Source organism: Pseudomonadota bacterium, from assembly GCA_030859565.1.
GTDB lineage: Bacteria > Pseudomonadota > Gammaproteobacteria > JACCXJ01 > JACCXJ01 > USCg-Taylor.
On the sequence record JALZJW010000012.1, the window covers coordinates 19,150 to 45,629 of the forward strand.

At 60.7% G+C, this 26,480-nt stretch carries 24 protein-coding genes; 23 read left to right on the top strand and 1 reads right to left on the bottom strand.

What is annotated here, in order from left to right:
- Positions 1–12 precede the first annotated feature (12 nt).
- The 18 genes from pyrH to M3436_03350 all read left to right on the top strand — a co-directional run bounded on the left by pyrH (position 13) and on the right by M3436_03350 (position 19,569).
- Positions 13–717, top strand: a complete 705-nt coding sequence (gene pyrH / locus M3436_03265) for a UMP kinase (protein ID MDQ3563184.1) — start codon at positions 13–15, stop codon at positions 715–717.
- Positions 714–1,271 (top strand): ribosome recycling factor, encoded by a 558-nt coding sequence (frr, locus tag M3436_03270; protein MDQ3563185.1) that lies wholly within the window; start codon positions 714–716, stop codon positions 1,269–1,271. Before pyrH ends, frr begins: the two co-directional genes overlap by 4 nt.
- Positions 1,272–1,366: 95 nt before the next feature.
- Positions 1,367–2,065, top strand: a complete 699-nt coding sequence (uppS, locus tag M3436_03275; protein MDQ3563186.1) for a polyprenyl diphosphate synthase — start codon at positions 1,367–1,369, stop codon at positions 2,063–2,065.
- The gene (locus M3436_03280; protein ID MDQ3563187.1) at positions 2,001–2,891 is read left to right on the top strand and encodes a phosphatidate cytidylyltransferase; all 891 of its coding nucleotides are present in this window, start codon (positions 2,001–2,003) and stop codon (positions 2,889–2,891) included. Before uppS ends, M3436_03280 begins: the two co-directional genes overlap by 65 nt.
- Positions 2,888–4,069 carry a 1-deoxy-D-xylulose-5-phosphate reductoisomerase gene (gene ispC / locus M3436_03285; GenBank protein ID MDQ3563188.1) on the top strand — a complete coding sequence of 394 codons (1,182 nt, stop codon included), beginning with the start codon at positions 2,888–2,890 and terminating at the stop codon, positions 4,067–4,069. The genes M3436_03280 and ispC overlap by 4 nt, the downstream gene beginning before the upstream one ends.
- Positions 4,069–5,433, top strand: coding sequence for an RIP metalloprotease RseP (gene rseP / locus M3436_03290; GenBank protein ID MDQ3563189.1), 1,365 nt, complete (start codon positions 4,069–4,071; stop codon positions 5,431–5,433). Before ispC ends, rseP begins: the two co-directional genes overlap by 1 nt.
- Before the next feature lie 164 nt (positions 5,434–5,597).
- The gene (gene bamA / locus M3436_03295) at positions 5,598–7,913 is read left to right on the top strand and encodes an outer membrane protein assembly factor BamA (GenBank protein ID MDQ3563190.1); all 2,316 of its coding nucleotides are present in this window, start codon (positions 5,598–5,600) and stop codon (positions 7,911–7,913) included.
- A 14-nt stretch (positions 7,914–7,927) separates the two neighbouring features.
- Positions 7,928–8,449 carry an OmpH family outer membrane protein gene (locus M3436_03300; GenBank protein MDQ3563191.1) on the top strand — a complete coding sequence of 174 codons (522 nt, stop codon included), beginning with the start codon at positions 7,928–7,930 and terminating at the stop codon, positions 8,447–8,449.
- 10 nt (positions 8,450–8,459) lie between these two features.
- A complete protein-coding gene (lpxD, locus tag M3436_03305) occupies positions 8,460–9,500 on the top strand; it encodes a UDP-3-O-(3-hydroxymyristoyl)glucosamine N-acyltransferase (GenBank protein MDQ3563192.1) in 1,041 nt (346 codons plus the stop codon).
- 26 nt (positions 9,501–9,526) lie between these two features.
- Entirely contained in the window at positions 9,527–9,973 is a 447-nt protein-coding gene (gene fabZ / locus M3436_03310; GenBank protein MDQ3563193.1) for a 3-hydroxyacyl-ACP dehydratase FabZ, read from the top strand.
- Complete coding sequence (lpxA, locus tag M3436_03315) at positions 9,970–10,746, top strand: acyl-ACP--UDP-N-acetylglucosamine O-acyltransferase (GenBank protein MDQ3563194.1); 777 nt, start codon at positions 9,970–9,972, stop codon at positions 10,744–10,746. The genes fabZ and lpxA (M3436_03315) overlap by 4 nt, the downstream gene beginning before the upstream one ends.
- Before the next feature lie 209 nt (positions 10,747–10,955).
- Positions 10,956–11,939, top strand: coding sequence for a Gfo/Idh/MocA family oxidoreductase (locus tag M3436_03320; GenBank protein ID MDQ3563195.1), 984 nt, complete (start codon positions 10,956–10,958; stop codon positions 11,937–11,939).
- 149 nt (positions 11,940–12,088) lie between these two features.
- Positions 12,089–12,865, top strand: coding sequence for an acyl-ACP--UDP-N-acetylglucosamine O-acyltransferase (gene lpxA / locus M3436_03325; protein MDQ3563196.1), 777 nt, complete (start codon positions 12,089–12,091; stop codon positions 12,863–12,865).
- A gap of 146 nt (positions 12,866–13,011) precedes the next feature.
- Positions 13,012–14,145, top strand: coding sequence for a lipid-A-disaccharide synthase (gene lpxB / locus M3436_03330; protein MDQ3563197.1), 1,134 nt, complete (start codon positions 13,012–13,014; stop codon positions 14,143–14,145).
- 270 nt (positions 14,146–14,415) lie between these two features.
- On the top strand, positions 14,416–17,175 hold the full coding sequence (locus M3436_03335) for an N-6 DNA methylase (protein MDQ3563198.1): 2,760 nt from the start codon (positions 14,416–14,418) through the stop codon (positions 17,173–17,175).
- A complete protein-coding gene (locus tag M3436_03340) occupies positions 17,172–18,323 on the top strand; it encodes a restriction endonuclease subunit S (protein ID MDQ3563199.1) in 1,152 nt (383 codons plus the stop codon). The genes M3436_03335 and M3436_03340 overlap by 4 nt, the downstream gene beginning before the upstream one ends.
- Entirely contained in the window at positions 18,277–19,188 is a 912-nt protein-coding gene (locus M3436_03345) for a nucleotidyltransferase (protein MDQ3563200.1), read from the top strand. Before M3436_03340 ends, M3436_03345 begins: the two co-directional genes overlap by 47 nt.
- Positions 19,189–19,260: 72 nt before the next feature.
- A complete protein-coding gene (locus M3436_03350; protein ID MDQ3563201.1) occupies positions 19,261–19,569 on the top strand; it encodes an S-4TM family putative pore-forming effector in 309 nt (102 codons plus the stop codon).
- A 383-nt stretch (positions 19,570–19,952) separates the two neighbouring features.
- On the opposite strand, the gene M3436_03355 is transcribed toward M3436_03350, so the two are convergent.
- Entirely contained in the window at positions 19,953–20,108 is a 156-nt protein-coding gene (locus M3436_03355; GenBank protein MDQ3563202.1) for a hypothetical protein, read from the bottom strand.
- Between M3436_03355 and M3436_03360 the strand changes: the two genes are divergently transcribed.
- From M3436_03360 to M3436_03380, 5 genes are all read left to right on the top strand, one after another.
- Positions 20,107–20,304 (top strand): hypothetical protein, encoded by a 198-nt coding sequence (locus M3436_03360; protein MDQ3563203.1) that lies wholly within the window; start codon positions 20,107–20,109, stop codon positions 20,302–20,304. The two genes, M3436_03355 and M3436_03360, sit on opposite strands and share 2 nt — an antisense overlap.
- A gap of 94 nt (positions 20,305–20,398) precedes the next feature.
- A complete protein-coding gene (locus M3436_03365) occupies positions 20,399–21,310 on the top strand; it encodes a HipA domain-containing protein (GenBank protein ID MDQ3563204.1) in 912 nt (303 codons plus the stop codon).
- On the top strand, positions 21,307–22,053 hold the full coding sequence (locus M3436_03370) for a DNA-binding protein (protein ID MDQ3563205.1): 747 nt from the start codon (positions 21,307–21,309) through the stop codon (positions 22,051–22,053). Before M3436_03365 ends, M3436_03370 begins: the two co-directional genes overlap by 4 nt.
- 53 nt (positions 22,054–22,106) lie before the next feature.
- Positions 22,107–22,301, top strand: coding sequence for a hypothetical protein (locus M3436_03375; GenBank protein ID MDQ3563206.1), 195 nt, complete (start codon positions 22,107–22,109; stop codon positions 22,299–22,301).
- A gap of 6 nt (positions 22,302–22,307) precedes the next feature.
- Entirely contained in the window at positions 22,308–25,727 is a 3,420-nt protein-coding gene (locus tag M3436_03380; protein MDQ3563207.1) for a type I restriction endonuclease subunit R, read from the top strand.
- The last annotated feature ends 753 nt before the right edge of the window (positions 25,728–26,480 follow it).

A 26,480-nucleotide genomic window follows, 5' to 3' on the forward strand; every position in this document is an offset into this window, starting at 1 on the left:
ATCCTGGTTAAGATGAGCGGTGAGGCGCTCATGGGCAAGAGCGATTACGGCATCGACCCCGAGGTGCTACACCGTCTGGCCGGCGAGATCAAAGAACTGGCGGCCTGTGGCGCCCAGGTGGCGATTGTCATCGGCGGCGGCAATATACTGCGCGGCCAAGGGTTGGCGGCCAAAGGAATAGACCGGGTCACGGCCGATCACATGGGTATGCTCGGGACCGTGATTAATGCCTTGGCCTTGCAGGATGCCTTGGAGCGTATCGGTTTGTTCGCCCGGGTGATGTCGGCGATCCGCGTGAATCAAATCTGTGAGGACTATATCCGCCGGCGCGCGGTCCGGCATCTGGAAAAGGGCCGGGTGGTGATCTTCGCGGCCGGAACGGGCAATCCTTTTTTTACCACCGATTCGGCGGCGAGCTTGCGTGCGATCGAGATCAACGCCGAGCTTATGATCAAAGCGACCAAAGTCGATGGCGTCTATTCGGCTGATCCCCGCAAGGTTCGGGATGCGCGCCGCTATGATCAGTTAGATTATGACCAGGTGCTTGTCGATAAACTGGGAGTCATGGATGCAACTGCGGTCGTGCTCTGCCGCGACCACGCCCTGCCGCTGCGGGTGCTTGATATGAGCAAGCCGGGTGCGCTGCTGCGAGCCGTGATGGGTGGCAAGGAAGGAACGCTGGTGACCAGCGTCGCGCACGCCGGGGCGAGACCATGATCGACTCTATTACGCGGGCTGCCGATACGCGCATGCACAAGGCCATAGAGTCCTTGCAGCACGAACTAGCGAAGGTCCGCACCGGACGGGCTCATACCAGCTTGCTCGATCACATCCGGGTCGATTATTACGGATCGGAAGTTCCGATCAGTCAGGCGGCGACGGTCACGGTGATCGATCCGCGCACCCTAGGGGTGACGCCTTGGGATAAGAGCATGGTGAAGACTGTCGAGAAGGCGATCTTGAATTCCGACCTTGGACTCAATCCCGCAACAGTGGGCGATCTCATTCGCGTGCCCTTGCCGGCCTTGACCGAAGAACGGCGGCGCGATCTCATCCGCGTCGTCAAGACGGAGGCCGAGCAGGCCCGGGTCGCTGTCAGAAACATTCGTCGCGATGCGAACCACCAGATGAAAGAACTGGTGAAAAAGAAGGACATATCCGAAGACGACGAGCGCCGGGCCGAGGAGAAGATACAGCGTTTGACCGATGATAATATCGCGCGTATCGAGGAGGTTTTGGCCGCCAAGGAGAAGGATCTATTGGAAGTCTAACCTTGGCTGACGGCAGTTCACGCTCAACGGACCAGGAGCGCGGCGATGATGGCGACAGGAAGCGTGCCACGATCCCCCGCCACCTGGCCATCATCATGGACGGCAATGGCCGCTGGGCAAAACGCCGGAGATTACCGCGCGTTGCCGGTCACCGGGCGGGCGTCGAGGCGGTGCGCCGGATGGTCGCGCCCTGCGCGGAGATGGGCATCGAGGTTTTGACGCTGTTTGCGTTTAGCAGCGAGAACTGGCGCCGGCCCAAGCGAGAGGTCGCGCTTCTCATGGAGTTATTTTTTACCTCGCTGCAGGAAGAGGCGATGAAACTTAGCGAAAACAACGTCCGGCTGCGGGTGATTGGCGATGATTCCGCGTTTCCGTCCAAGCTGCGGGGAAGCATCGATGAGGTACAGAAATTAACCCAAGGAAACAGCGGGCTTATTTTGGTCATCGCGGCGAACTATGGGGGGCGTTGGGATATTACCCAGGCCGCGAGAGCGCTCGCGAGGCGGGTCGCGGCAGGGGTCATGAGGGCTGAGGAAATTACGGAAGCCGCGGTGGAAGCACACCTAAGCCTCGGCGATCTCCCCGACCCCGATCTTATAATTCGCACCGGTGGCGAGCAGCGCATCAGCAATTATTTACTGTGGCAATTGGCGTACACCGAGTTTTTTTTTACCGACTCTCTGTGGCCGGACTTCACGCCGGCTCACCTGGAAATGGCGCTTAACTCTTATGCAATGCGACAGCGGCGATTCGGCAAGACAGGCGAGCAGGTCGAATGCGTTCGCGGCGCTTAGGCGCCGCATTGTCACCGCCGCCATTCTCATCCCGCTGGTGCTCGGGGCCTTGTTTTTTTTGCCGACCGCGGGCGTGGCGGTTGTTTTCGGCGTCTTCATCGCGTTGGGTGCGTGGGAATGGAGTTACCTCGCCGGTTGGTCGGCGTTCCAACCGCGTGTTTACTATACGATCGCGACGTCTGTCTGCATGGCGGCGGCGTACTGGCTCTTGAGCTTGTCGTGGGTTAAGGATCAGATGGCCGGCGCCGCCTTGCTCTTGTTGGGCGGGTGGTGCGCCGCTTTCTATTGGCTGCTCGATTATCAGCGCCGCGGGATCGGTATTCCGAAGTCGCGGCCGTTACTGTGCGCGGCCGGTTGGTTTGTCGTGGTCCCCGGCTGGGCGGCGCTCATCGGTTTGCATGGCCGCGCCGATGGCGGGGTGTTCTTGGTGGTCGCGCTCATGCTGGTGATTTGGTCGGCGGACATCGGGGCCTTTTTCGCCGGCAAGCGCTGGGGGAAGCATCGGCTCGCGGATAAGGTCAGCCCGGGCAAGACCTGGGAGGGATTATGGGGTGGATTGGCTGCCTCGGGAGCGGTCGGGTGGCTATGTTCAGGGTGGATCCCCTTACGTTTTGCGGACCGCGTAGGGTTTATGACCCTCTGTCTCGCCACGGTCATATTCTCGGTGCTCGGAGATCTGTTCGAGAGCTTGGTGAAACGGCAAGCGGGGGTAAAAGATAGCGGTAGCCTGTTGCCCGGGCACGGCGGGATCCTTGACCGCATCGATAGTTTGATGGCCGCCGCGCCGGTGTTCGCCCTCGGCAGTGCCGTCGGGTTGCCATTGTGATTGGTCTGACGATCTTGGGGTCGACGGGCACCATCGGCGTTAACACGCTCGATGTCGTGGCCCGCCATCGCGAGCGTTTCCGGATTATCGCGCTGACCGCCCATCGCAATCTCGAGCGGCTGGCGAGCCAATGCGAGGCCTGGCATCCGCCCTATGCCGTGATGGTGGATGAAACCAAGGCATTGGAACTTGAGCGCCGCTTGGCCACGAGTGCGCCCGGCGTTCGCGTGCTTTCCGGATGCGCCGGCTTGGAAGCGGTCGCGAGCACCCCAGAGGCGGATTATGTGATGGCCGGGATCGTTGGCGCGGCGGGGCTGCTTCCGACGCTCGCCGCAGCGCGCACCGGGAAACGCATTCTCTTGGCGAACAAGGAAGCGCTGGTCATGTCGGGGCGCATCTTCATGGAAGCGGTAAAGAATAGCGGCGCCGAACTGCTGCCCATCGATAGCGAACATAACGCAATCTTTCAATGTCTTCCCCCCTCCTTCCCCGCGGGACTGGAACGGGTGGGCGTCCGGCGTATACTACTTACCGGATCGGGGGGCCCGTTTCGCAGGACGCCGCTTGCCGACCTCCACGCCGTGACCCCCGATCAGGCCTGCGCCCATCCCAACTGGGTCATGGGACGCAAAATATCCGTGGACTCCGCAACTCTGATGAATAAGGGGCTCGAGTTCATCGAAGCCTGCTGGTTATTCGCAACCACGCCGCCACACGTGGAGGTCGTGCTGCACCCGCAGAGCGTGATTCACTCGCTCGTGGAGTTCATCGACGGCTCGGTGCTGGCGCAGCTGGGTAATCCGGATATGCGCACGCCGATTGCCCATGCCCTGGCCTGGCCGGACCGCATTCCCTCGGGGGTCGCGCCGCTCAATCTTCTGGAAGTGGGGCGGCTGGACTTTGAGCCCCCGGATCTCGAGCGTTTCCCGTGTCTGAGTTTGGCCCGTCAGGCGATGGAAGCAGGGGGTACGGCGACCGCGGTATTAAATGCGGGCAACGAGGTCGCGGTCGATTCGTTTCTCAATGGCAGCTTGCGATTCAGCGATATCCCCGCCGTGGTTGCGGACACCTTAGCAGGCGTCCCGAGCGCGGGAGGCGACTCGCTGGAGGCGATCTTGGCCGCGGACGCTGCCGCCAGAGCGCATGCCGCGCGGGCCGTTGCGGCGAGGCGTCAATGATGGATGTTATATTTTCAGTTCTGGCCTTCGTCGTCGCCGTCGGGGTCCTGGTGGTGGTCCACGAGTTCGGTCACTTTTGTGTCGCGCGCAGCGTCGGCATCAAGGTGCTGCGCTTTTCGGTGGGATTCGGAAAACCCATCTGGGGGCGCAGGATCGGCCGTGATCAAACGGAGTTCGTCGTCGCTGCCATCCCCTTGGGGGGATACGTCAAGATGCTCGATGACCGGGAAGGGCCGGTGCCGCCCGCGGATCTCATGCGCGAATTTAACCGCCAACCGCTGGCGGCCAGAACCGCGGTGGTGATGGCCGGACCGCTGTTTAATTTCTTGTTTGCGATCCTCGCTTATTGCGCCATGTATGTGATCGGGATCTCCGGTCTCAAGCCGCAGATAGGCGAGGTGGCGTCGGATTCGATCGCGGCCAAGGCGGGTCTCCGCCAAGGAGTCGAGATCATTTCCGTGGACGAGGAGCCGACCCCCACCTGGGATGCGGTGATCAACGAGACGATTCCCAAGGTCGTGGACGGCGAAACGCTGAACCTCTTGGTACGCGATGAGGACGGCCGCACCCGCAAGGTCGCGATAGACCTGCGCCGAGTGCATATCGATGATCTCGCGCGCGGAAGCCTGTTGCGGCGTCTCGGCATAGAGCCCTATCGGCCCCATCTCGAGGCCGTGATCGGGGAGGTGCTTGCGGGCGGGGCGGCGGAGCGGAGCGGGCTCCGGGCAGGCGATCGGATCCTGCAGGCCGACGGGCGCCCGATGCAGTCTTGGGAGCAATGGGTCGACCATGTCCAGGAGCGGCCGGAGCAGACGATTCAGCTCCGGGTCGAGCGCGGTGAGACGCCTCTCAGCCTTGAGGTGCGGCCGGAACGGGCAGAAGTCGAAGGCAGAACAATCGGGCGCATCGGTGCGGGCGCCGCCCCGCCGAAAGATCTCGACCCGGCGCTGGTCGCCACCCAGCGCTACGCGCTCTTGGATGCCTTTGGCCACTCCGTGTCGAAGACGCTGGAAATGTCCGCCATCACATTAAAGATCATCTTTAAGATGGTACTCGGCGAAGCCTCCGTCCAGAATCTCAGCGGGCCGATCAGCATCGCGCAGTATGCCGGGCAGTCCGCCGGTATCGGAATGGCGGCCTTTTTATCGTTTCTAGCGATCGTAAGCGTGAGTCTCGGGGTGCTCAACTTGCTTCCGGTCCCGCTACTGGATGGAGGCCATTTATTGTATTACCTTATAGAGTTCGTGCAGCGCAAGCCGGTCTCGGTGGAGACGCAACGCTTTGCACAGCAGATTGGGATCGTGCTGCTCGGGAGCCTGATGGCCATTGCGATATACAATGACGTCGCGCGCATCCTCAATTAGGAAGCTCTGCAAGAGTGTCGCGAGCAAGCCCAGATGCGCGAAGCCGCGGAGCGAGTCGCGAGACATATCAGGTAGATAGGCGAGCGACGCGCGAGCACGCGCCAAAGCAGATGGGCTGCGCAGTAACTTTTGCAGAGCTTCCTTAGGATAAAAAAATAAAGAATATGACGGTGGCCGGTCGGACTCTACTGCGGTGGTTGTTGGCGTTGCTCGTGACTGCCCAGACTGCTCTCCCGGCGCTCGGCGGGGAACGGTTTATCGTCAAGGACATTCGTATCGAGGGCTTGCGGCGGATCGCGCCTGGTACGGTTTTCAACTACCTTCCGGTCAAGGTCGGGGACGAGTTCGACGAAAACCGCTCGGGGGAAGCGATTCGCGCGCTGTTCAAGACGGGATTCTTCAAGGATGTCCGGATAGAGCGCGCGGGCGACACCCTGGTCGTGGTGGTCAGCGAGCGCGAAACCATCTCGACAATCGGCATCTCCGGCAATAAGGATATCAAGACCGAGGATCTCTTCAATGCCCTGAAGGAGATCGGGTTCGCCGAGGGAGAGGTCTTCGACCGTTCGCTCTTGGACAAGGTAGAACAAGAGCTTGGACGGCAGTATTTCGGGCAAGGCAAGTATGCGGTTCAGATCGAATCGAACGTAAAGTCGATTGGAAGCAACCGGGTCGCGGTGACGATACACATTGTCGAAGGACGCGCCGCGCGTATTGAGCAAATCAATGTCGTCGGCAACAAGGCGTACGATGACGACGAGCTGCTGAAAAGCTTTAAACTAACGACGCCCACCCTGATTTCGTTTTTCACCAAATCGGATCAGTACTCGAAGCAAAAGCTCGGGGCCGATCTCGAAGCCCTGCGTTCGCACTACCTCGACAGCGGGTTTGTCAATTTCAATATCGATTCGACCCAGGTTTCCATTACGCCCGATAAGAGCGATGTGTATGTCACGATTAACGTGACCGAAGGGGAACGCTACGAAATTTCCGATGTGAAGCTCGCGGGCGATCTCATCGTCCCCGCGGATGATCTTTTTCCCTTGGTGACGACCGGGCGCGGCGAGATATTTTCGAGAAAAGAGGTCACCCAGACGAGCACCCACATTAGCGAGCGGCTCGGCGATGAAGGCTACGCTTTCGCCAACGTCAATCCGGTGCCCCAGATCGATGAAAAAACCAAGACCGTCTCATTGACCTATTTCGTGGACCCGGGCAAACGCGTGTACGTGCGCAGGATCAACTTTTCGGGTAATGCCAAGACCCGCGACGAGGTGTTGCGGCGGGAGATGCGCCAGATGGAGGGCGCGTGGTTCTCGACCGGCAAGGTGAACCGCTCCAAAACCCGGTTGCAAAAGCTCGGTTACTTCGAGGAGGTCAACGTTGAGACGCCGGCCGTTCCCGACACCCCCGATCAGGTGGATGTCAATTATTCAGTGGTGGAACGGGCGTCGGGAAATCTATTGCTAGGCTTGGGGTTTTCGCAAACACAAGGGTTGATCTTCAATACCAGCGTGGTTCAAGACAACTTCCTCGGCAGCGGGAAACGGGTGAACTTCGCCTTCAACAATAGCGACGTGAACCGGGTATTTGCCTTGGGCTACACCGATCCCTATTTTACCATCGATGGTATCAGCCAAGGCTTCGATGTCTCCTACCGGGAGACCGACGCCGGGGATGCGAACATTACCCGGTTTGATTCCAAGGTCGTGAGCGGCGGGGTGAACTTCGGCATTCCGGTGTCGGAGTTTAACTTTCTCAATCTCGGTTTCCACTATGAGAATACGGAGATCAACTCGGGGGGCTTCCCCGGCGATGCGGTGCGAGAGTTTATTGAGCGGGAGGGCAACAAATTCGATGTGTTGCAGATAAGCTCCGGCTTTGCCTACGACACGCGCAATAAAGCGCTGTTGCCGGACCGCGGCACGTATCATCGCATCCGGGGCCAAGTGGCGGTGCCGGGCGTGGATCTTCAGTATTATAAAATCGATTACGATGGCCGCTGGTTTTATCCCGTTACCGAGGACTATGTGCTCGCCCTGCAGGGACAGCTCGGCTATGGTGATGGATACAGCGAAACCGAAGGCCTGCCATTTTTCGAGAACTTCTACGCGGGCGGGCCGCGCACCGTGCGCGGTTACGAAGAGAACACCTTGGGGCCCGAGGATTCCATAAACGGAGTTCCCACAAACCGGGCGCTCGGGGGGAATGTCATGATCGTCGGCAACGCCGAGCTCATCCTCCCCGTACCCTTTCTGACGGACGTGAAGTCGGTGCGCTTTACCGCCTTCGTTGACGCGGGCAATGTTTATGGCGAGGACGAAGATATTGACTTAGGCACTATGCGGCTCTCCGCGGGGCTCTCGGGCCTTTGGGTATCGCCCTTCGGGGTTTTAACCGTCAGCGTGGCGCAGCCTTTCAACGATAGCGACGGCGATGACACGCAACCCTTTCAATTCACGTTTGGCACTTCGTTTTAATTGGAGCAATGATCTTGAAGAAGCTTAAGTTATTTTCGAGTTTGATCGTTTTATGCGGCGCCGTGGCGGGTACGCCGTCCCGGGGCGCGGATTTGCGCATCGGGGTGGTCAATCCCATCAAGGTGTTGGAGGCCGCCCCGCAGGCCGAGGAAGCGCGGAAACGGCTCGAGCGTGAATTTGCCCCGCGCGATAGGAATCTGGGTGCGGCTCAAAGAAGGGCTAAACAGCTTGAAGACCGCCTGGCGAAGGATGCGCCGGTGATGACCGAGACCGAACGCCGCAAGATCGAGCGTGACATCATCGGCGTAAAACGCGATCTCAAACGCGACCAAGATGAGTTTAGAGAGGACCTGAATTTCCGCCGCAATGAAGAATTCGGCAAGATCCAGCGCCAAGTGGTCGAGGCGATCCAAATCCTTGCCAAGGAGGAGGGATTCGATGTCATCGTCGGAGAAGGCGTGATCTACGCGAATGAGCGCGTGGACGTCACCAGCAAGGTCGTCGAGCGTTTAAAGAAAGGCTACAAAGGCAGGTAGTGCCCCGCCGATGCCCGTTCGCTTAGGCGATCTTGCGCGGCACATCGGAGCGACGCTCCACGGTGACGAGGGCTGTCTGGTCGCGAACATAGCGACGCTCGATACGGCCCAAGCGGGCGATGTATCCTTCTTGTTTGACCGGCGTTATCGGAATTTCCTGAAATTCACCGCAGCCTCCGCGGTCATACTGCATCCGGCCGAGTTGAGCGCATGCCCTGTCGCCGCGCTGGTCACCGCGGATCCTTATCTAGCCTATGCGCTCGCCTCCAGCTTTCTGAGCCCGCCACCGGCTTTCGATCCCGGCATTCATACCAGCGCTTGTATCGCTCCCACGGCCAGCGTGGATGCAGCCGCGCATGTGGGGGCTTTCGCGGTCGTTGAAGAGGGCGCTCGGATCGGGTCCCAGGCTTTCATCGGTCCGGGCTGTATTATCGGGCGCGCGGTGCGGATAGGCGATCACTCTCGTCTTAGCGCGCGCGTTACGGTCATCAGCGGCGCGAGCATCGGACAGCGCTGCCTGATTCACCCCGGGGCGGTGATCGGAGCGGACGGATTCGGTCTTGCCCGCGATCAAGACGTGTGGACGAAGATCCCGCAGAACGCGAGCGTGCGCATCGGTGATGACGTGGAGATTGGGGCGAATACCACCATCGACCGCGGTACCTTCAAGGATACGGTCATAGAAGACGGCGTTAAGCTCGATAATCTCATCCAAATCGGACATAATGTGCGTATCGGCGCACACACCGCAATCGCGGGTTGCGTGGGCGTCTCGGGTAGCACGCGCATCGGTAAGCGCTGCTTGATCGGCGGTGGCGCAGGCATCACGGGACACATCGAGATTGCGGACGATGTCGTGATCAAGGGTGCCGCATCGGTTACCAAATCCATTCCCGTGGCGGGTGTTTATTCCTCCGTTTGGCCGGCGCGAGAGGACAAGGAATGGCGGCGGAAAGTCGCCCGCTTCAATAGGCTCGATAAGGCGGCGACCGAACGCCGCAACAGTGCGCGCGGCGGCGCGAATGCCGGAAACGAGGGTGAGAGCTTGTGAATAAGCAGGCGCCGCGAAGGCGATAGATGTTACTCGATATACAGAAAATACGGCGGCTGTTACCGCACCGCTATCCGATCTTGCTCATTGATCGGGTGCTCGAGTGCGTGGATGGTCAATCGCTGGTCGCGGTTAAAAACGTCACTATTAACGAACCTTTTTTCAGCGGTCATTTTCCCGTTCGGCCGATCATGCCGGGGGTGCTGATTCTGGAGGCGCTGGCGCAAGCGACGGCACTGCTGATTTTCAGCTCCGGACAGATCAAGTCCGATCCCGAGACGATTTATTACCTCGTCGGTATCGATAAGTCACGCTTCAAAAAGCCGGTGGTTCCGGGCGACCAACTGCAGTTATATGTGCAGTTGGAGCGCGAGATCCGCGGGATCTATCGCTTCGACGCCATCGCCCGCGTGGACGGTACACCGGTGGCCACGGCCAAGATCATGGGAACCCATTCGGTTGCTAACCGTTGATAGACGCCCAGGCGATCGTAGATCCCGGCGTTAGGCTTGGAAGCGATGTAACGATTGGGCCCTGGTCTCTCATCGGGCCCGATGTGGAGATCGGGGACGGCACGTGGATTGGACCGCATGTCGTGATCCAGGGTCCGACGCGCATCGGCCGAAACAATCGGATCTTCCAGTTTTGCTCGCTGGGCGCGGATCCCCAGGATAAGAAGTACGGCGGAGAGCGTGAGCAAACCCGTCTCGAGATCGGCGATCGCAATACCCTACGCGAATACTGCACCATGAACCGCGGTACGGTCCAAGGCGGGGGGGTGACGCGGATCGGGGACGACAACTGGATCATGGCCTACGTGCACATCGCCCACGACTGCATCGTCGGCAGTCATACCGTGTTTGCGAACGGCGCCTCGCTCGCGGGTCACGTCATCGTCGAAGACTACGCGATTCTCGGAGGCTTCTCGCTGGTGCATCAGTTTTGCCGCGTCGGTGCGTATAGCTTCGCGGCGGTTTCATCGATCGTCGTCAAAGACGTTCCTCCCTACGTGATGATATCCCAGAAGCCGGCGAAGGTGCACGGACTGAATCGGGAAGGGCTCAAACGCAACGGTTTGAGCAATGAAACCATCCATCTCCTGCGGCGAGCGTATCGCATTTTGTACCGTGAGAATCTCACCGTCTCCGAATCGATTGAGCGGCTCAAGGCCCTCGCGCCCGAGTCCCCGGAGGTCGCGCGCTTGATCGACTTCGTAGGAAAAAGTACTCGTGGGATCATTCGCTGAGAGTTTGTGAAAAAACCTACTACGCTCGGGATCTCGCGTTCCGGCGGTGCTCGGAATCCTCATGTACTTCAATATACACTCCGGTTCCTACGCTCCGGCGGAACGCGACCTCCCTTCGCTCGCGACGGTTTTTTCACAAACTCTGAGATCCGCGGCAGGAATGCTGTCTTGAATAACGTCGGTTGCCGGTAAACCCCGCGACTCCCACCATGCAAAGGCTGCGAGCCGCCGTCATCGGCGCGGGCTATCTCGGACGATTCCACGCACAGAAATATGCCGCGCTGCCTAATGTCGATCTGTGCGCGGTGGTCGACCTCATCGAGGAGCGGGCGCTGGAAGTTGCCGCCCCGTGTCGAGCCCAAGCGCTGACCGATTATCGGCGCATACTCGATGTGGTCGATGTCGTGTCGGTGGTGGTGCCGCCCGAGTCGCACTACGTCGTGGCGAAAGATTGCTTGGCGGCCGGTGTCCATGTGCTGGTGGAAAAACCGATGACGCGCACGCTCGCCGAGGCCGACGATCTGATCGCATTGGCCCGGCGTCAAGGATTGGTATTGCAGGTGGGACACCTCGAACGGTTTAACCCCGCGTTACTCGCTTTACGCAGTATGCTGCACCAACCGATGTTCATCGAATCCCACCGCATCGCCTCCTTCCAACCGCGCGGGGCGGGGGTGAGCGTGGTGATGGATCTGATGATCCACGACATCGACATCATTCTCAATATCGTAGCGAGCGAGGTCGCGGCCATCCGCCCGATGGGGCTTCCCGTCCTGACGGCGGAGGTGGATATCGCGAATGCCCGGCTGGAGTTCGCCGATGGTTGCGTGGCCAACGTGACCGCCAGCCGTGTCAGCCACAGTCCGCTGCGCAAGATCCGGATCTTTCAAAGGGATTGTTATCTTTCGATCGATTACTTGGAACACAAGGTCACCATCGCCAGGCGCGAGCGGGATCGCGCTTCGGAGACAGGCGCGATGCGTATCGTTACCGAGGAAAAAAAAATCGAGCGCGCCGATGCGCTTCTGCTCGAGCTACAAGCGTTCGTGCAAGCCGTTATTAATAAGACGCCCCCTGTCGTCTCGGGAGAAGACGGGCGGCGCGCGCTCGCCGTCGCGCTCGCGATCACCGGGTCCATCGAGCACCGATTGCTGGGGCCAAACGCATGTGCCGGCGCCACGGAAGCCACCTGAGAGCTTGTGAAAGAACCGTCGCGAGCGAAGGGAGGTCGCGTTCCGCCGGAGCGCAGGAACCGGAGTGTATGTTGAATTACATGAGGATTCCGAGCACCGCCGGAAGACGAGATCCCGAGCGCAGTAGGTTTTTTCACAAGCTCTGAGCCATGGCGAAGATCCATCCGACAGCGCTCATTGATCCCGGCGCCCAGCTCGCGGAAGGCGTCGCGGTCGGGCCGTTCGCGGTGATAGAAAATGATGTCAGCATCGGGCCCGAGTGCCGGATCGGCGCCCATGCGGTCGTTAAACGTTATTCGCGTCTCGGCCGCGGTAATACCATTCACGAGCACGCGATCATCGGAGGCGATCCGCAAGATCTGTCGGTCAAGCCTTGCGCCAGCTATGTCACCATCGGCGATGACAACGTGATCCGCGAAGGCGTGAGCATACACCGCGCGACGCGCGAGGGTGCAGCCACCTCACTCGGTGATGAAAACTTTCTCATGGTCAACGCCCATGTGGCGCATGATTGCACGCTGGGGAACTTCGTCGTCCTCGCCAATAGCGCCGCCCTCGGGGGCCACGTCTGCGTCGGGGATCGCGCGTTTATCTCCGCGAACGCGGCGGTCCATCAATTCTGCCGCATCGGCCGCATCGCCATGATCTCGGGTCTCGCGGGTGTCAACATGGATTGCCTGCCGTTCACGCTAGCCACCGGCGCCCCGGCGCGAGTGGTCGGGCTCAACCGTGTCGGTTTGCAGCGCGCGGGGGTGAACGCTCAAGAGATCTCAGCGCTGAAACGCGCTTACCAGCTGTTATTCTTGTCCGGCATGGGTACCCGCGAAGTGCTCGCGGAGCTTGCAAGCTCACCCTTCGCGCTGGTACGGGAGTGGGCTGAATTCATCGCGGGCTCCACTCGCGGGTTCGCGCGCCATCGAGGCTAAGGAAGCTCTGCAAGAGTGTCGCGAGCAAGCCCAGATGCGCGAAGCCGCGGAGCGAGTCGCGAGACATATCAGGTAGATAGGCGAGCGAGGAGCGAGCACGCGACAAAGCAGATGGGTTGCGCAGTAAGTATTGCAGAGCTTCCCTAATGCGCATCGGGATGGTCGCCGGCGAGCCATCGGGTGATCGCCTGGGCGCGGGTCTCATAGCGGCGCTGCGTTGCCGTGATGATCATCTTGAAGTCGAGGGCATCGGGGGCGCGCGCATGCAGGAGGCCGGATGCAACGTGCTCTACCCGATGGACCGGTTGGCCGTCATGGGCGTCTTCGAGGTTCTCGGACGTTATCGCGAGTTAGCGGCGGCGCGTTCCCGGCTTGCGGAACATTTCCTCTCTAGGCCTCCGGATCTCTTCGTCGGGATCGATGCGCCCGAGTTCAATCTCGCCCTGGAAGAACGCCTGCGCGCTGCCGGGGTGCGCACTGTACACTATGTGAGCCCGCAGGTTTGGGCCTGGAGGCCCTGGCGGGTCCGGCGGATCGCCCGTGCGGTGGACTTGATGCTGGTGTTGTTTCCCTTCGAGGAGAATTTTTACCGCGCGCACGGCATCCCCGTGAAGTTCGTCGGCCATCCGCTCGCCGATGAGATCGCCGATGCTAACGATAAGGAACCGGCTCGCGCCGCTTTGGGCTTGCCCCTGGATCGGCCGGTGGTCGCACTGCTGCCCGGCAGCCGGGGCAACGAGTGGCGGTATCACGTCGAACCATTCTTGCGATCCGCCCTTGAACTGCGCAAAGCGCGGCCCGATCTCCAGTGCGCGTTCGCCGCCTCGGGGCGCGAGGGCCGCTTATACATCGAAGCCATCCTCCAACGCCTCGACCCGGAAATACCGATTAAGGTATTTGAACACCGTGCGCGCGAGGTGATCGCGGCCGCCGACGTGGTGCTTACCGTGTCCGGCACGGCCTCACTCGAGACCCTGCTTGTCGGCCGGCCCATGGTGGTGAGCTATCGCATGTCGGCGTTGAGCTATCTCGTCGCACGGCTTCTGGTACGCGCGCCTTATTTTTCACTGCCGAATCTGCTCGCAGGCCGACGTCTTGTGCCCGAGATCCTCCAGGGCGAGGTCGAACCGCGGCGCCTGGCGCGGGAAGTGTCGCGTTGGCTTGACGATCCGGTCGCGGTGGAGGATTTGAAACAAGCGTTTTCCGCGATCCGCCTGGCATTGCGGCGGCAAGCCAGCCACGCCGCGGCCGCGGCGCTATTCGATCTCGCGGGTAAGTAGTTTGGCGTGCGCCGTACCCCTATCGGCAAGGAGGCGTTACGGAAGTGGTTAGTGCCGGGATCAAAAAAGACGTGGGCCGACATTCGCAACGCGTTATCCAAAGTGGGTAGAATCCTGAGAGCTTGTGAAAAAATCGTCGCGAGCGAAGAGAGGTCGCGTTCCGCCGGAGCGGAGAAACCGCAGTGTATATTAAAATACATGAGGATTTCGAGCACCGCCGGAACGCGAGATCCCGAGCGCAGCAGATTTCTTCACCACCTCTGAGATTTGATGAACGCCGATACACTTAGGGACATCGAGAAGCTCGAATCCGATCTCTGGGAGGCCGCGGACCACCTCCGCGCGAACTCCAAGCTCACCTCCAGCGATTATTTTATGCCGGTGTTGGGGGTGATCTTTCTTCGCCACGCGGCCAATCGGTTCGAGGCGGCGCACAGGCAGATCGATGCCGACCAGGCGAGCGGCAAGATGCCCAAGCGCAAGGTCCTGCCGGCCGACTACATCGCGCGGCGCTCGCTCTACCTGCCTGAGAAGGCCCGTTACGACTGGATCGTGCAGCAGGCGGCCGTGAGCGGCGCCGACCTACCCAGGCTCGTCACCGAGGCCATGACCGCTATCGAGGCCGAGTTCGAGCCGCTCCTCGGCGTGCTGCCGAAGGACTACGGCATCTTCGAGACCAAGGTGCTCGAAGACCTGATGCGCTTGTTCAACAGCGAACAGATCAAGCAGGCCACCGGCGATGTGTTCGGCCGCATCTACGAATACTTTCTTGCCAAGTTCTCGATCCAGAAGGCGCACGACAACGGCGAGTTCTTCACGCCATCCTCGATCGTGCAGACCATCGTCAACGTCATCGAGCCCGATCACGGTACCGTGTTCGACCCGGCCTCCGGCTCGGGTGGCATGTTCGTGCAGTCCAGCCACTTCATCGAGCACGAGGGCGGCGACACGGCGAAGAAGGTGGTCTTCTACGGCCAGGAGAAGAACCGCGACACCATCCGCATTGCCAAGATGAACCTCGCGGTGCACGGCCTGGAGGGGAAGATCGCCGAGGCCATCACCTATTATCAGGACGAGCACACCCTCGCCGGCCAGTGCGACTTCGTGATGGCCAATCCGCCCTTCAACGTCGATCTCGTCGACGCCGAGCGCATCAAGGGCGACCCGCGCCTACCGTTCGGCCTGCCGGGCGTGAACAAGCAGAAGAAAGTCGGCAACGGCAATTACCTCTGGATCTCGTACTTCTGGAGCTACCTGAACGCGAAGGGCCGCGCCGGCTTCGTCATGTCCTCGCAGGCCTCGAGCGCCGGCCACGGCGAGAAGGAGGTGCGCCGGAAAATCGTCGAGACAGGCGACGTGGACGTGATGATCTCCATTCGCTCCAACTTCTTCTACACCCGCACTGTGCCTTGCGAGCTGTGGCACTTCGACAAGTCGAAGCCGACACCCTCATCTCCGGCCCTTCTCCCAATGGGAGAAGGGAGGAACACCGTAGGTTACCGAGGTGGGTTCAATTACTCCGGGCTCGCAAAGCGAGCGCGCGAGCTTCGGCAGAGTCATACACCGGCGGAAAAAATGCTGTGGCAGTTGATCCGCGATCGGCAGCTGGCGGGCCTCAAGTTTCGCCGTCAACACCAGATCGGCAACTATCTCGTTGACTTCTATTGCCACGAATCCCGACAGGTCGTGGAACTTGACGGCGGCATTCACGACGAACCAGCGAAAGCCACACAAGACGCTACGCGCGAGAAATACCTACGATCGCTTGGCAACACGGTTGTTCGCTTTCGCAATGACGAAGTCATGACCAACCCTCAAAGGGTTTTGGAACAGATCCTTTCCGCGCGCCTTCTCCCTGTGGGAGAGGGCCGGGGTGAGGGAGACGTTGCCCTGAACCAGAAGGGCAACGTCCTGATGCTCGATGCTCGCAACGTCTACCGCAAGGTCACCCGCAAGATCTACGACTTCTCGCCCGAGCAGATGCAGAACCTTGCCGCCGTCGTCTGGCTCTACCGTGGCCAACAGCAGCGCTTCCTCGGGCTGGTGAAGGACTACCTCGACCGCGTCTGTGCCGAGACTGTGGAGATCCCGGCCGTGCTCGGCACCTTCGAAACAACGCTCGCCGACCTGCGCGAGCGCTTTGATCGGCTAGCCGATGCGGCGGCGGGCCCCTCGGGACTCGACCTTACTACGAGCGACAATAGTAATGTCGCGTCTTCCTCGTCATTCCGGGCAAGGTGCGCAGCACCGCAGACCCGGAATCCAGGCGGCGCCAAGAGTATTGCACTGGATTCCCGCTTTCGCGGGAATGACGCAATAAAGGAATGTGACATTACTACTGATCGTATTAATAACCAGAAACAGGTGTTCGCGGATGCCATGACTGAGCTGCGCGAGGCGACCACGCTTTACGAGGGCGACCGGAATAAGCTCTTGTATGCGATTGATAGTTTCGCCATTCGTCATTCCCGCGAAAGCGGGAATCCAGACAACGACGCTCAGCACGCGGCGCGCAAAGCCTTCGACCCCATCGCGGAGGCCATCCGCGGCCTGGTCAAGCAGGTGGATCTGCTCTGCAAACTCGCCGCGCGCGTCGCGGATCTTGGCGCCGAAATCTCCCTCGCCTTTGGAAATGGGGGAGAGGGTCGGGGTGAGGGGGTGGCCTACGACCGCCGCGCCACGGGCCGGCTGGTCAAGCAGCTCGACGAGGAGCGTAAGGCCGCCGTCGAGCAGTTGAAACACGCCGTCTACTTCCATCGGCAGGTGACGTGGCTGCAGGACCGCTTCCCCAAGGCCGAGCTGCAGGCCGTGCCTGGCTTGGTCAAGCTCGTGGACCGCAAGGAGATCGAGGCGGCCGACTGGAGCCTCACCCCCGGCCGCTACGTTGGCGTCGCCCCGCCCGAGGAGGACGATGACTTCGACTTCGAGCAGACCCTGCGCGACATCCACACCGAGTTGGCCGACCTCAACAAAGAAGCGACGGAGCTGGCGGCAACGATTCAGGAGAACTTCGAGGAGTTGGGGGCATGAGCTGGACGCCGCAGCGGTTGGACGAGCTTGGCTATCTGTCGCGCGGTCGTTCTCGGCACCGACCACGCGATGCCGCCCATCTCTATGACGGTCCCTATCCCTTCATCCAGACCGGCGACGTGAAGCACGCCGGGCTCTACATCACGGACTATCAGCAGACCTATAGCGAAGCCGGCCTTGAGCAAAGCGGATTGTGGCCTACAGGAACGCTTTGCATCACAATCGCCGCCAACATCGCTGACACTGCAATTCTCGGGATCGACGCCTGCTTTCCAGACAGCGTCATCGGTTTCATGCCCGACGAAGAGAAGGCAGATGCCCGATTCGTGAAGTACCTCTTCGATGCGACGATTCAGCAGCGTGTTCAACAGTTCACGCAAGGTGCTGCTCAAGACAACCTGAGCCAAGAGAAGCTGCTGTCGATCGAGTTCTCGGTCCCTAGCCTCAACGAGCAGAAGAGAATTGGCGACATCCTCTCCGCCTACGATGACCTGATCGAGAACAACCGGCGCCGGATGGCGCTCCTGGAGGAGGCTGCGCGGCAGCTCTACCGCGAGTGGTTCGTCCGCCTCCGCTTCCCCGGCCACGAGCACACCCACATCATCGACGGCGTGCCGGAGAGGTGGGAGCGCGTTCGGCTTGGCGACCGCGTGACACTGAACTATGGCAAGGCGCTGAAGGCAGATGATCGCGTCGAGGGCGAGTACCCGGTGTTCGGCTCAAGCGGCATAGTTGGTATGCACGATAAGCCGCTTGTTCAAGGCCCTGGAATCGCCGTCGGGAGAAAAGGCAACGTCGGCAGCGTGTACTGGTCCAGCAAGGGCTTCTACCCGATCGACACCGTGTACTTCGTCGGGCCGGAGTGCAGCGACCTCTACCTATATTACGCGCTCAAGCACATGCACTTCATCAGCACGGACGGTGCTGTCCCCGGCCTGAACCGGGACTTTGCCTACAGCCGCCCGCTGCTGATTCCGCCCAAAAGCATCCTGCGGGAGTTTTTGGAGACGGCGACACCATTTTACGCGCAGATGGAGAAGTTAGACGAGGTGAACGAGAAACTCCGCGCTGCCCGCGACCTACTGTTGCCGCGTCTGATGAATGGACAGATCGTTGTTTGGCCAGCCGGAGCCGCGCGACGTGCCTAGAACAATTGAACAGGGATTTCTGGACTTCCACGAGAAGCTGAAACCTAGTCTTATTGAGTCGGGCGCTGCTAAGAGACACCGCGCATCTATAGAGGCGTGTTTGACTAATAACTTTGGCTTAAGGCGGTTTGTTCGCATTGGCTCGTTCGGGAACGGTACAAATATTTCCGGGTATAGCGACGTTGATTACTTGGCCTGTCTGCCTACTGATCAGCTGACTAGGAGTTCTACCTACTCGCTGCAGAAAGTGCGAGATGGCTTGGCCGCTCGGTTTCCAAACACCGGAATAAGAGTCGATTGTCCTGCTGTGGTTTGTCCCTTCGGCACAAATCCGGCAGAACGGACAGAAGTTGTGCCGGCAGACTACGTGGATGAAAACAAGGGTTACCAGGTTTACGACATCGCAGACTGTGTTGGTGGATGGATGAATGCCAGTCCAGACGCACACAATGCGTACGTACGCTACGTCGATAAGAAGCTAGGCGGTAAGGTAAAGCCCCTAATTCGATTCATAAAGGCGTGGAAGTGTTTCCGCGACGTTCCGATTTCATCGTTCTATCTCAAGCTACGGGTTGCCAAATACGCGGCTAGTGAAACGTCGATCTTGTACGACATCGACGTCAAGCGGGTGCTGCGGAGCCTATGGGACGGGCAACTGGCTGACATGCAGGACCCGAGGGGTATCTCCGGCTATATCCCAGCCTGCAAGACAGCGGCATTTCGTGCAGATGCGTTGTCGAAGCTTTCGACTGCCGTCGCCCGAGCAGAAAAAGCGCGGGAGGCAAGCGGCAAGGGTGACATCTCGGGGGCATTTGACTGGTGGCGCCTGCTCTACGACTACGGGTTCCCAACCTATTACTACTGAATGAACTCGATCGCGATAGAACAGAACACGGATCGACAGCTGCAAAGACTGGCCGCGCAGCGTCAACTCTATGTGAGTGCCAAACGAGTGTTTGGCTTTCAGCTGTTCGTCAGCGGACCATTGGCCGTCGCCTCCGCGTTCTTGGCTCTCGCGTTCCCTTCATTGAAGGGGTACGTCGCGCTTTGGGGACTGCTCGTGGTTGCGGGGGATATCTTCTGGCTTACGCCGTGGCAGAAGCGCCTGCGCGACTCGGCGGCGAGAGTTCAGGAGGCGTTCGACTGCGATGTCTTGTCGCTCCCGTGGAACGAGCTGAAGGCAGGAAGGCATCCGGACCCGGAGTTGGTCAAGGAGCAATCGGAAAAGTATTTTCCGCTGGGGTAGCAGGATGCCTCCACTAAACAACTGGTATTCACCCGAGGTTGCCGACCTTCCGATACATATCGGACGGATCGCCTGCCAGCGTTCGAACTGCTGGTGGGATTCGAAACAACGAAGACGCTACGCAGTATCTGTCATTGCCTGTGTTGTCACCGTTTTCGTCGGCGTGCTTTGGATCGCGCTTGGCGGTGGGCTGATTATTGAAGACTTCGTATTAAAGGTCGTCGCTCCGCTCGCGCCAGCGCTTCTGCTGGGGCGTCCGCCAATTCACGGAGCATATGGAAGCAGCCGCAAGGCTGGATAGATTGAAAGAACACGCTGAACGACTTTGGAGCGAGGCCCTGAGCGGAAAGTCGGCGGGCTATGTGACAACGGCGGCGAGGGCACTACAGGATGAGATTCTGGATGGCCGCAAACGGAACCCACTCGTATTCGACGCCGTCTTCAAACGGCTCCGACGGGACTACGAAATCCAAATGAATCACGGCGCTGCTGAGTTGGTTCTCGAAGCCAGACGGAAGTTGTCGCTCCCATGAAGTCATGATCACGGCCGTCAACAGCGAAGACCGGTTGGTCCAGCAGACCTTCGCCGAGCATCGGGAGAAGGCGCTCGGGTGGAATAGCATCTACGCCTACAATGCGAAGATTTGCGGCCGGCGGGTACGCCAGCGGGCACGTCGGAGCGCGACGTCGTGCTCGCGCTGGATCTTCGCGCGGCGGTCGCACGACTTATGTTGAGCGTACGGGATTTCGCCCGCGATAGGGCCATAGAGGATGGCCCCACCGCCCGCGACCTGCTGCTGCCGCGCCTGATGAGTGGGGAGATCGCGGTATGACCGCGACTGACACCGCTCCCTACCCCATCCTCGAGATCCAGCCCGACTGGGTGCTGGAGTCGGAGGCGATGGGGAGTAAGGACAAGTTCTGGTATCGGGATGGCGACGGACCGGACTGGCTGTTCAAGTTCCCGCAGCCCAATACCGGGCAGTATTGGTCGGAGAAGATCGCCGCCGAGGTGGCGGACGGCCTGGACATCCTGCATGCGCAAGTGGAGTTGGCGGTGTTCCAGGGGGTGCGTGGCTCGGCCACGGCATCCTTCGCCCGTGATGGCCGGGAGGTCCACTACGGCAACCAGGTGCTGGCTGGCCATGTGCTAGGCTATGATCCCGGCAAGCAGTTTCGGCAGTCGGATCACACGCTGGACAGCATCTTTCTGGCGCTGGAGCGGGTTTTCCTGGCGCCGGAGGCCGCTCGGTGGGCCAAGGAACGTTTGGCCGACTATCTGGTGCTGGACGCCTTGATCGGCAACACCGACCGACATCACGAGAACTGGGGCATCCTGCGCAAAAGGACGGAGCGGGGGTGGCAGGGCATGCTGGCGCCGACGTTCGATCATGCCTCCTCCCTGGGTCGCGAGCTGGTGGATGACAGCGCTGGCAAGTGCCGCCGCAGGTTGCTGGCAGAAGGCCGATTGGCGCAGTATGCGGAGAAGGCGCCCGGCGCGATTTTCTGGCAAGCGACCGACAAGCATGGAATCAGCCCGCTTGAACTGGTACGCCGCGCTGCTGGTTTGCATCCTGAATTATTCGCACCGGCCTTGAAGCGGCTGGAGAAGCTGGACCGGGCCAGGCTGCACATGATCGTGACGCGGGTGCCCGATGACTGGATGAGTGAACTCGCGCGGGATTTCGCCGTCGAGTTGTTGTGTTACACCCTGGATCAACTGAGAAAGATCGCACCATGACCGACAAGACCCTGTTTCTCGCCTGGCAGGACAAGCGCCTGACGCGCGAGTGGTTCCCCGTAGGGCGGCTTGATGTGCCGGCCGACAAAGGCGTGTATCGCTTCCGCTATATCAAGGGCGCGGAGCGTGCCCGGAGCCGCGCGGGCTTTGATGCCCTGATGGACTTCCCAGAATGGGACAAGACTTACGAATCCGCTGTCCTCTTCCCACTGTTCATGAATCGCATCATTCCAGCAGGGCGAAGGGATTTTCCGGATTACCTGCGGATGCTAGACCTGCCCGAAGAAGCCGAACCCGCAGAGATCCTGGAGGTTGACGGGGGCTATCGGGCCACGGACAGCTTCGAGGTGTTTCCAAAGATCGAGCGCGCGATGGACGGATCGTTTCGTAGCCGGTTTTTCCTGCATGGATGGCGGCATGTGAACCTGGATGCGCAACGCCGGATCGACGCCCTGAAACCAGGGGAAGCACTCTATGTAACCATTGAGCTGACGAATCCCGCTACGCAACTTGCCGTGCAAATCCAGACTATGGAGTACTACATGATCGGCTGGGCGCCGCGGTACTTGGTCGGCGACCTCGTCCATGCTATCGCCCAGGCGCCTGGTGGGTACGTCGCTAAAGTGGTCAGGGTCAACCCTGCCCCTGCGCCGGCGAAGCAACGTCTTCTGGTGGAGCTGGGCGGTCGCTGGCCGAACTATGAGCCTATGACAATGGGCGATTTCGAGCCGCTGCCGCACTGATTGGATTACAGGCGAATCGGGTCCCAACTTTCGGTGGCAGAACGAGTCCGTCCATGAAAGGACAGCCCATATTCCGTCTGCCCGATGCCGACATGCAGGCGGCGCCGGCCGCGTTGCTCCGCGCCGCCCGACGTGGCCGGGAGATTGCGCGGCAGACTGGCACCGCCGTGGTGGTGCGCGACGGCAAGCTGGTCGAAGAAAGCCAGGCGGCCCCGGAGCCGGCTGCCCCAGAGCCATTATCGGGCTGACAGGGCATGGCCCTCACCGACATCAACAGCGAGGACCGACTGGTCCAGGAGACTTTCGCCGAACATCTGGAAAAGGCGCTCGGCTGGGAGAGTATCTACGCCTACAACGCGGAGACGTTCGGGCCGGCCGGCACGCTGGGTCGCGCCTTCGAGCGGGAAGTGGTCCTGGTGCGGGACCTGCGCGCGGCGCTCGCGCGGCTCAACCCGGATATCCCGGAAGCAGCCCGCGAGCAGGCCATCGAGAAGCTGACGCGCACCGACTTCGCGCGCTCGCTGCTCCAACACAACCGTGAGTTCTACGGCTTCGTCCGCGGCGGCGTGCCGGTGGAGTGGCGCGACCCCTTGGGCGAGACGCGCCACGCGCGGGCGCAGGTGATCGACTTCCGCAACGCGGCCAACAACCGCTTCCTGGCCGTCCGTGAGCTGAAGGTCCAGGGTGTCCGCGTGCCGCACTACAACCGGCGCGCGGACCTGGTGTGCTTCGTCAACGGCCTGCCGCTGGTCTTCATCGAGCTGAAGGCGGTCTATCGGAACATCCGAGGCGGGTTCGACCACAACCTCACCGACTACCTCTCCGAGCACAGCATCGCTCATGGCTTCCACCACAACGCCTTCCTGGTGGTTAGCAACGGCGATGCGGCCCGCTACGGTTCGATCACGAGCAAGTGGGAGCACTTCGTCGAGTGGAAGCGCAACGCGGAAACGGACAAGGGGCGCCTGGACGCCGAAGCGCTCTTGGACGGTATGCTGGCGAAGCAGCGGTTGCTCGACTTGGTCGAGAACTTCATCCTGTTCGACGACAGCCGGGCCGGCGGCACGCGCAAGATCGTGGCGCGCAACCACCAGGTGCTCGGCGTGAACAATGCGGTCGCCTCGGTCCTGCGGCAGGAGGAGTTGAAGCGACAGATCCCGCCGGACAAACGCCTGCTCGAATACCGCGTGCCGAAGCGGGAGTTGCTCAAGGCCGCCGAGCCCGGATCCCCCGATTATCTCTCGCCGGTCCCCGCAGGCGCCGGGGACGGTGACCTGCCGCTGGTGAAGCGGGGGTCCGCCGATCTAGGACGGCTGGGCGTGTTCTGGCACACGCAGGGCAGCGGCAAGTCCTACTCGATGGCCTTCTTCGCCGAGAAGGTGCGCCGGGTCGTGCCCGGCAACTTCACCTTCTTGGTGATGACCGACCGCGAGGATCTGGACGTTCAGATCTGGCGCACCTTCATCGGCTGCGGCATCACCGACGAAAAGACCCCGCGCGCCGGCTCGGGCAACGAGCTGCAGGAAATCCTGCGAGGGAATCACCGTTTCGTATTCAGCCTGATCCACAAGTTCAACCAGCCGGTGACCGAGGCTTACAGCGAGCGTGACAACATCATCGTTATCTCGGACGAGGCACATCGGACCCAGGCGGGCAAGTTCGCCCGGAACATGCGCCTGGCGCTGCCGAACGCCTCGTTCATCGGCTTCACGGGCACGCCGCTCTTCAAGCACGACCAACTAACACGTCGGATTTTTGGCGACTACATCTCGCGCTACGACTTCAAGCGCTCGGAGGAGGACCAGTCCACGGTCAAGCTGGTCTACGAGAACCGGGGGGAGAAGCTGGGGATCGCGCGGCTTGACCTGAACGACCGGATCGCCGATGCGGTCGAGAAGGCCGACCTCGATCCTGACCACACTGCGCTCTTGGAGAAGCTGCTGGGCAAGGACTACGAGGTCATCACGGCCGACGACCGCCTGGACAAACTGGCCGCCGACTTCGTCGAGCACTGTTCCACTCGCTGGCAGACGGGCAAGTCGATGCTTGTGTGCATCGACAAGATCACCTGCGCGCGAATGTTCCAGCGCATCGCGCCGCGCTGGCAGGCCAAGCTCGCAGAGATCAAGGCGCTCATCCTCCTCAGGGAAGCGGAGCTAGCCGCGGCAACTGACTCCGACGTGCGGGAGCGCCTGGCCAAGGAGATAGAATCCCTGCGCGGTCAGGTACGGTGGATGGAGAGCACCCTCGTCGAGATCGTCATCAGCGAGGCCCAAAACGAGGTCCGCGACTTTCAGAAGTGGGGCTTCGACATCATCCCGCACCGCGTTGTGATGAAGACCGGCTTCCAGACGCCCGATGGCAAGCGGGTGCCGGTGGAGGACGCCTTCAAGGACCCGCAGCATTCCTTCCGCATCGCCATCGTGTGCGCTATGTGGCTGACCGGCTTCGACGTGGAGTGCCTCGCCACGCTCTACATCGACAAGCCGATGAGGGCACACAATCTGATGCAGGCCATCGCGCGCGCCAACCGCGTCTTTCCGGGCAAGGACTGCGGCGTCATCGTCGACTACAACGGCATGCTCAAGAGCCTGCGCGAGGCGCTGGCTCAGTACGCCGTCGGCGACGAAGACGACAGCGACGGCGACGGCATCGTGGCGCCCATCGAGGAACTGGTCGCAGCCCTGCTTCAGGCCATCGAGGCGGCGGAGAACCACCTCAAGGCCCTGGGCTTCGATCCCGGCCGGCTTCGAGGCGCGAGGGGGTTTACGCGGATCGAGGCGCTGCGGGATGGCGCGGATGCGCTCTACACATCGGACGAGGCCAAGCGCCGGTTCGAGATCATGGCGCGCCAGGTCTTCATCCGCTTCAAGGCGCTGCTGATGGAGCCCAGCGCCTTCGCGTACGCCGAGCGCCACGACAACATCGAGGCGATCTACGAGAAGCTGCAGGACCGGCGCGACACCGCCGACGTGACCGAACTCCTCAAGGAGCTGCACAAGATCGTCAACGAAGCAATTCGCGCACAGGCGGAGGACCACGCCGAGGGCCTGACGGTGGACCTGAGCCAGATCGACCTCACGAAGCTGCGGGATGAATTCGCGAACAAAGTACGCCGGAAGCACGCCGCATTGCAAGACATCCGCGACATCGTCGAGAAGAAGCTGGCGCAGATGCTGGCCCGCAACCCGATGCGGATGGACTACTACAAGAAATACCAGGAGATCATCGCGGACTACAACCGCGAGAAGGACCGGGTGACGGTCGAGGAGACCTTCGCGCGGTTGGTCGCACTCGCCGCTACCCTCGATGCCGAACAGAAGCGCGCGGTCCAGGAGGGCCTAAGCGACGACGAACTGGCTTTGTTCGATCTGCTCTTTAGGGAGGCCATAAGCAAGGCCGACCGGGAGAGGCTCAAGCAAGCGAGCAAGGCGCTCCTCGCGTCGCTGCGTGACTTGCTCCGACCGATGCACGACTGGACGCAGAACACCACGACCCAGGCCGAGGTGCAGGTGTTCATCCTCGATAATCTATGGCGGTCTCTCCCCCGGCCGCCATTCAGCGACGAGGAGACCGAAGAGCGCGCGGCGCGGGTCTACGACTACGTCTGGCAGCGGTCCGCTGCCGGCCATGACTCGCTGACAGTACAGCGTGACTTCACTCGGCAGAGGTAGGGGCACGGGATTGCACGATCCGCCTGGCATTGCGGCGGCAAGCCAGCCACGCCGCGGCGCTACTCGATCTCGCGGGTAAGTAGTTTGGCGTGCGCCGTACCCCTATCGGGAAGGAGGTTACGGAAGTCGTTTTTAGTGCCGCCGCATCAATAAATAAAAAACATGGGCCGACATTCGCAACGCGTCATCCAAGTGGGGAATCCTGGGATTAGATGAACGCCGATACATTTAGGGACATCCAGAAACTCGAATCCGACCTTTGGGAGGCCGCGGACCACCTTCGCGCGAACTCCAAGCTCACCTCCCGCGATTATTTCATGCCGGTGCTGGAGTGATCTTCCTTCGCCAAGCGGCCAATCGCTTCGAGATCGCGCACCGCCAGATCGAGGCCAACCGAGCTAGCGAGAAGATGCCGAAGCGCAAGGTGCTCCCGGCCGACTACCTCCGCCGCCGGGCGCTGTGATCGCCCGATAATTCCCCAATTCTGGACCGAGATAGCGCCTGTTTGACCGCTAATAAATTCGGTCGTATCTTCCCCTTTGAAAAAAAGGGCCTTTGAAATTCCTATTCCTTGCCGACGTCCCAGCCGGATACAATACGCCGCCGACGCGGCCTGCCGCAACCCCCAGTCTATTCCAATGCAAGATGAGTCTGAAGGGAGGGCTTATTTCTAATACAAGATGAGTCTGAAGTAAGGCGGCGACTGTTCATGATGGGAGGATGAAGACCATCATGAACGACGGACAATTAGAG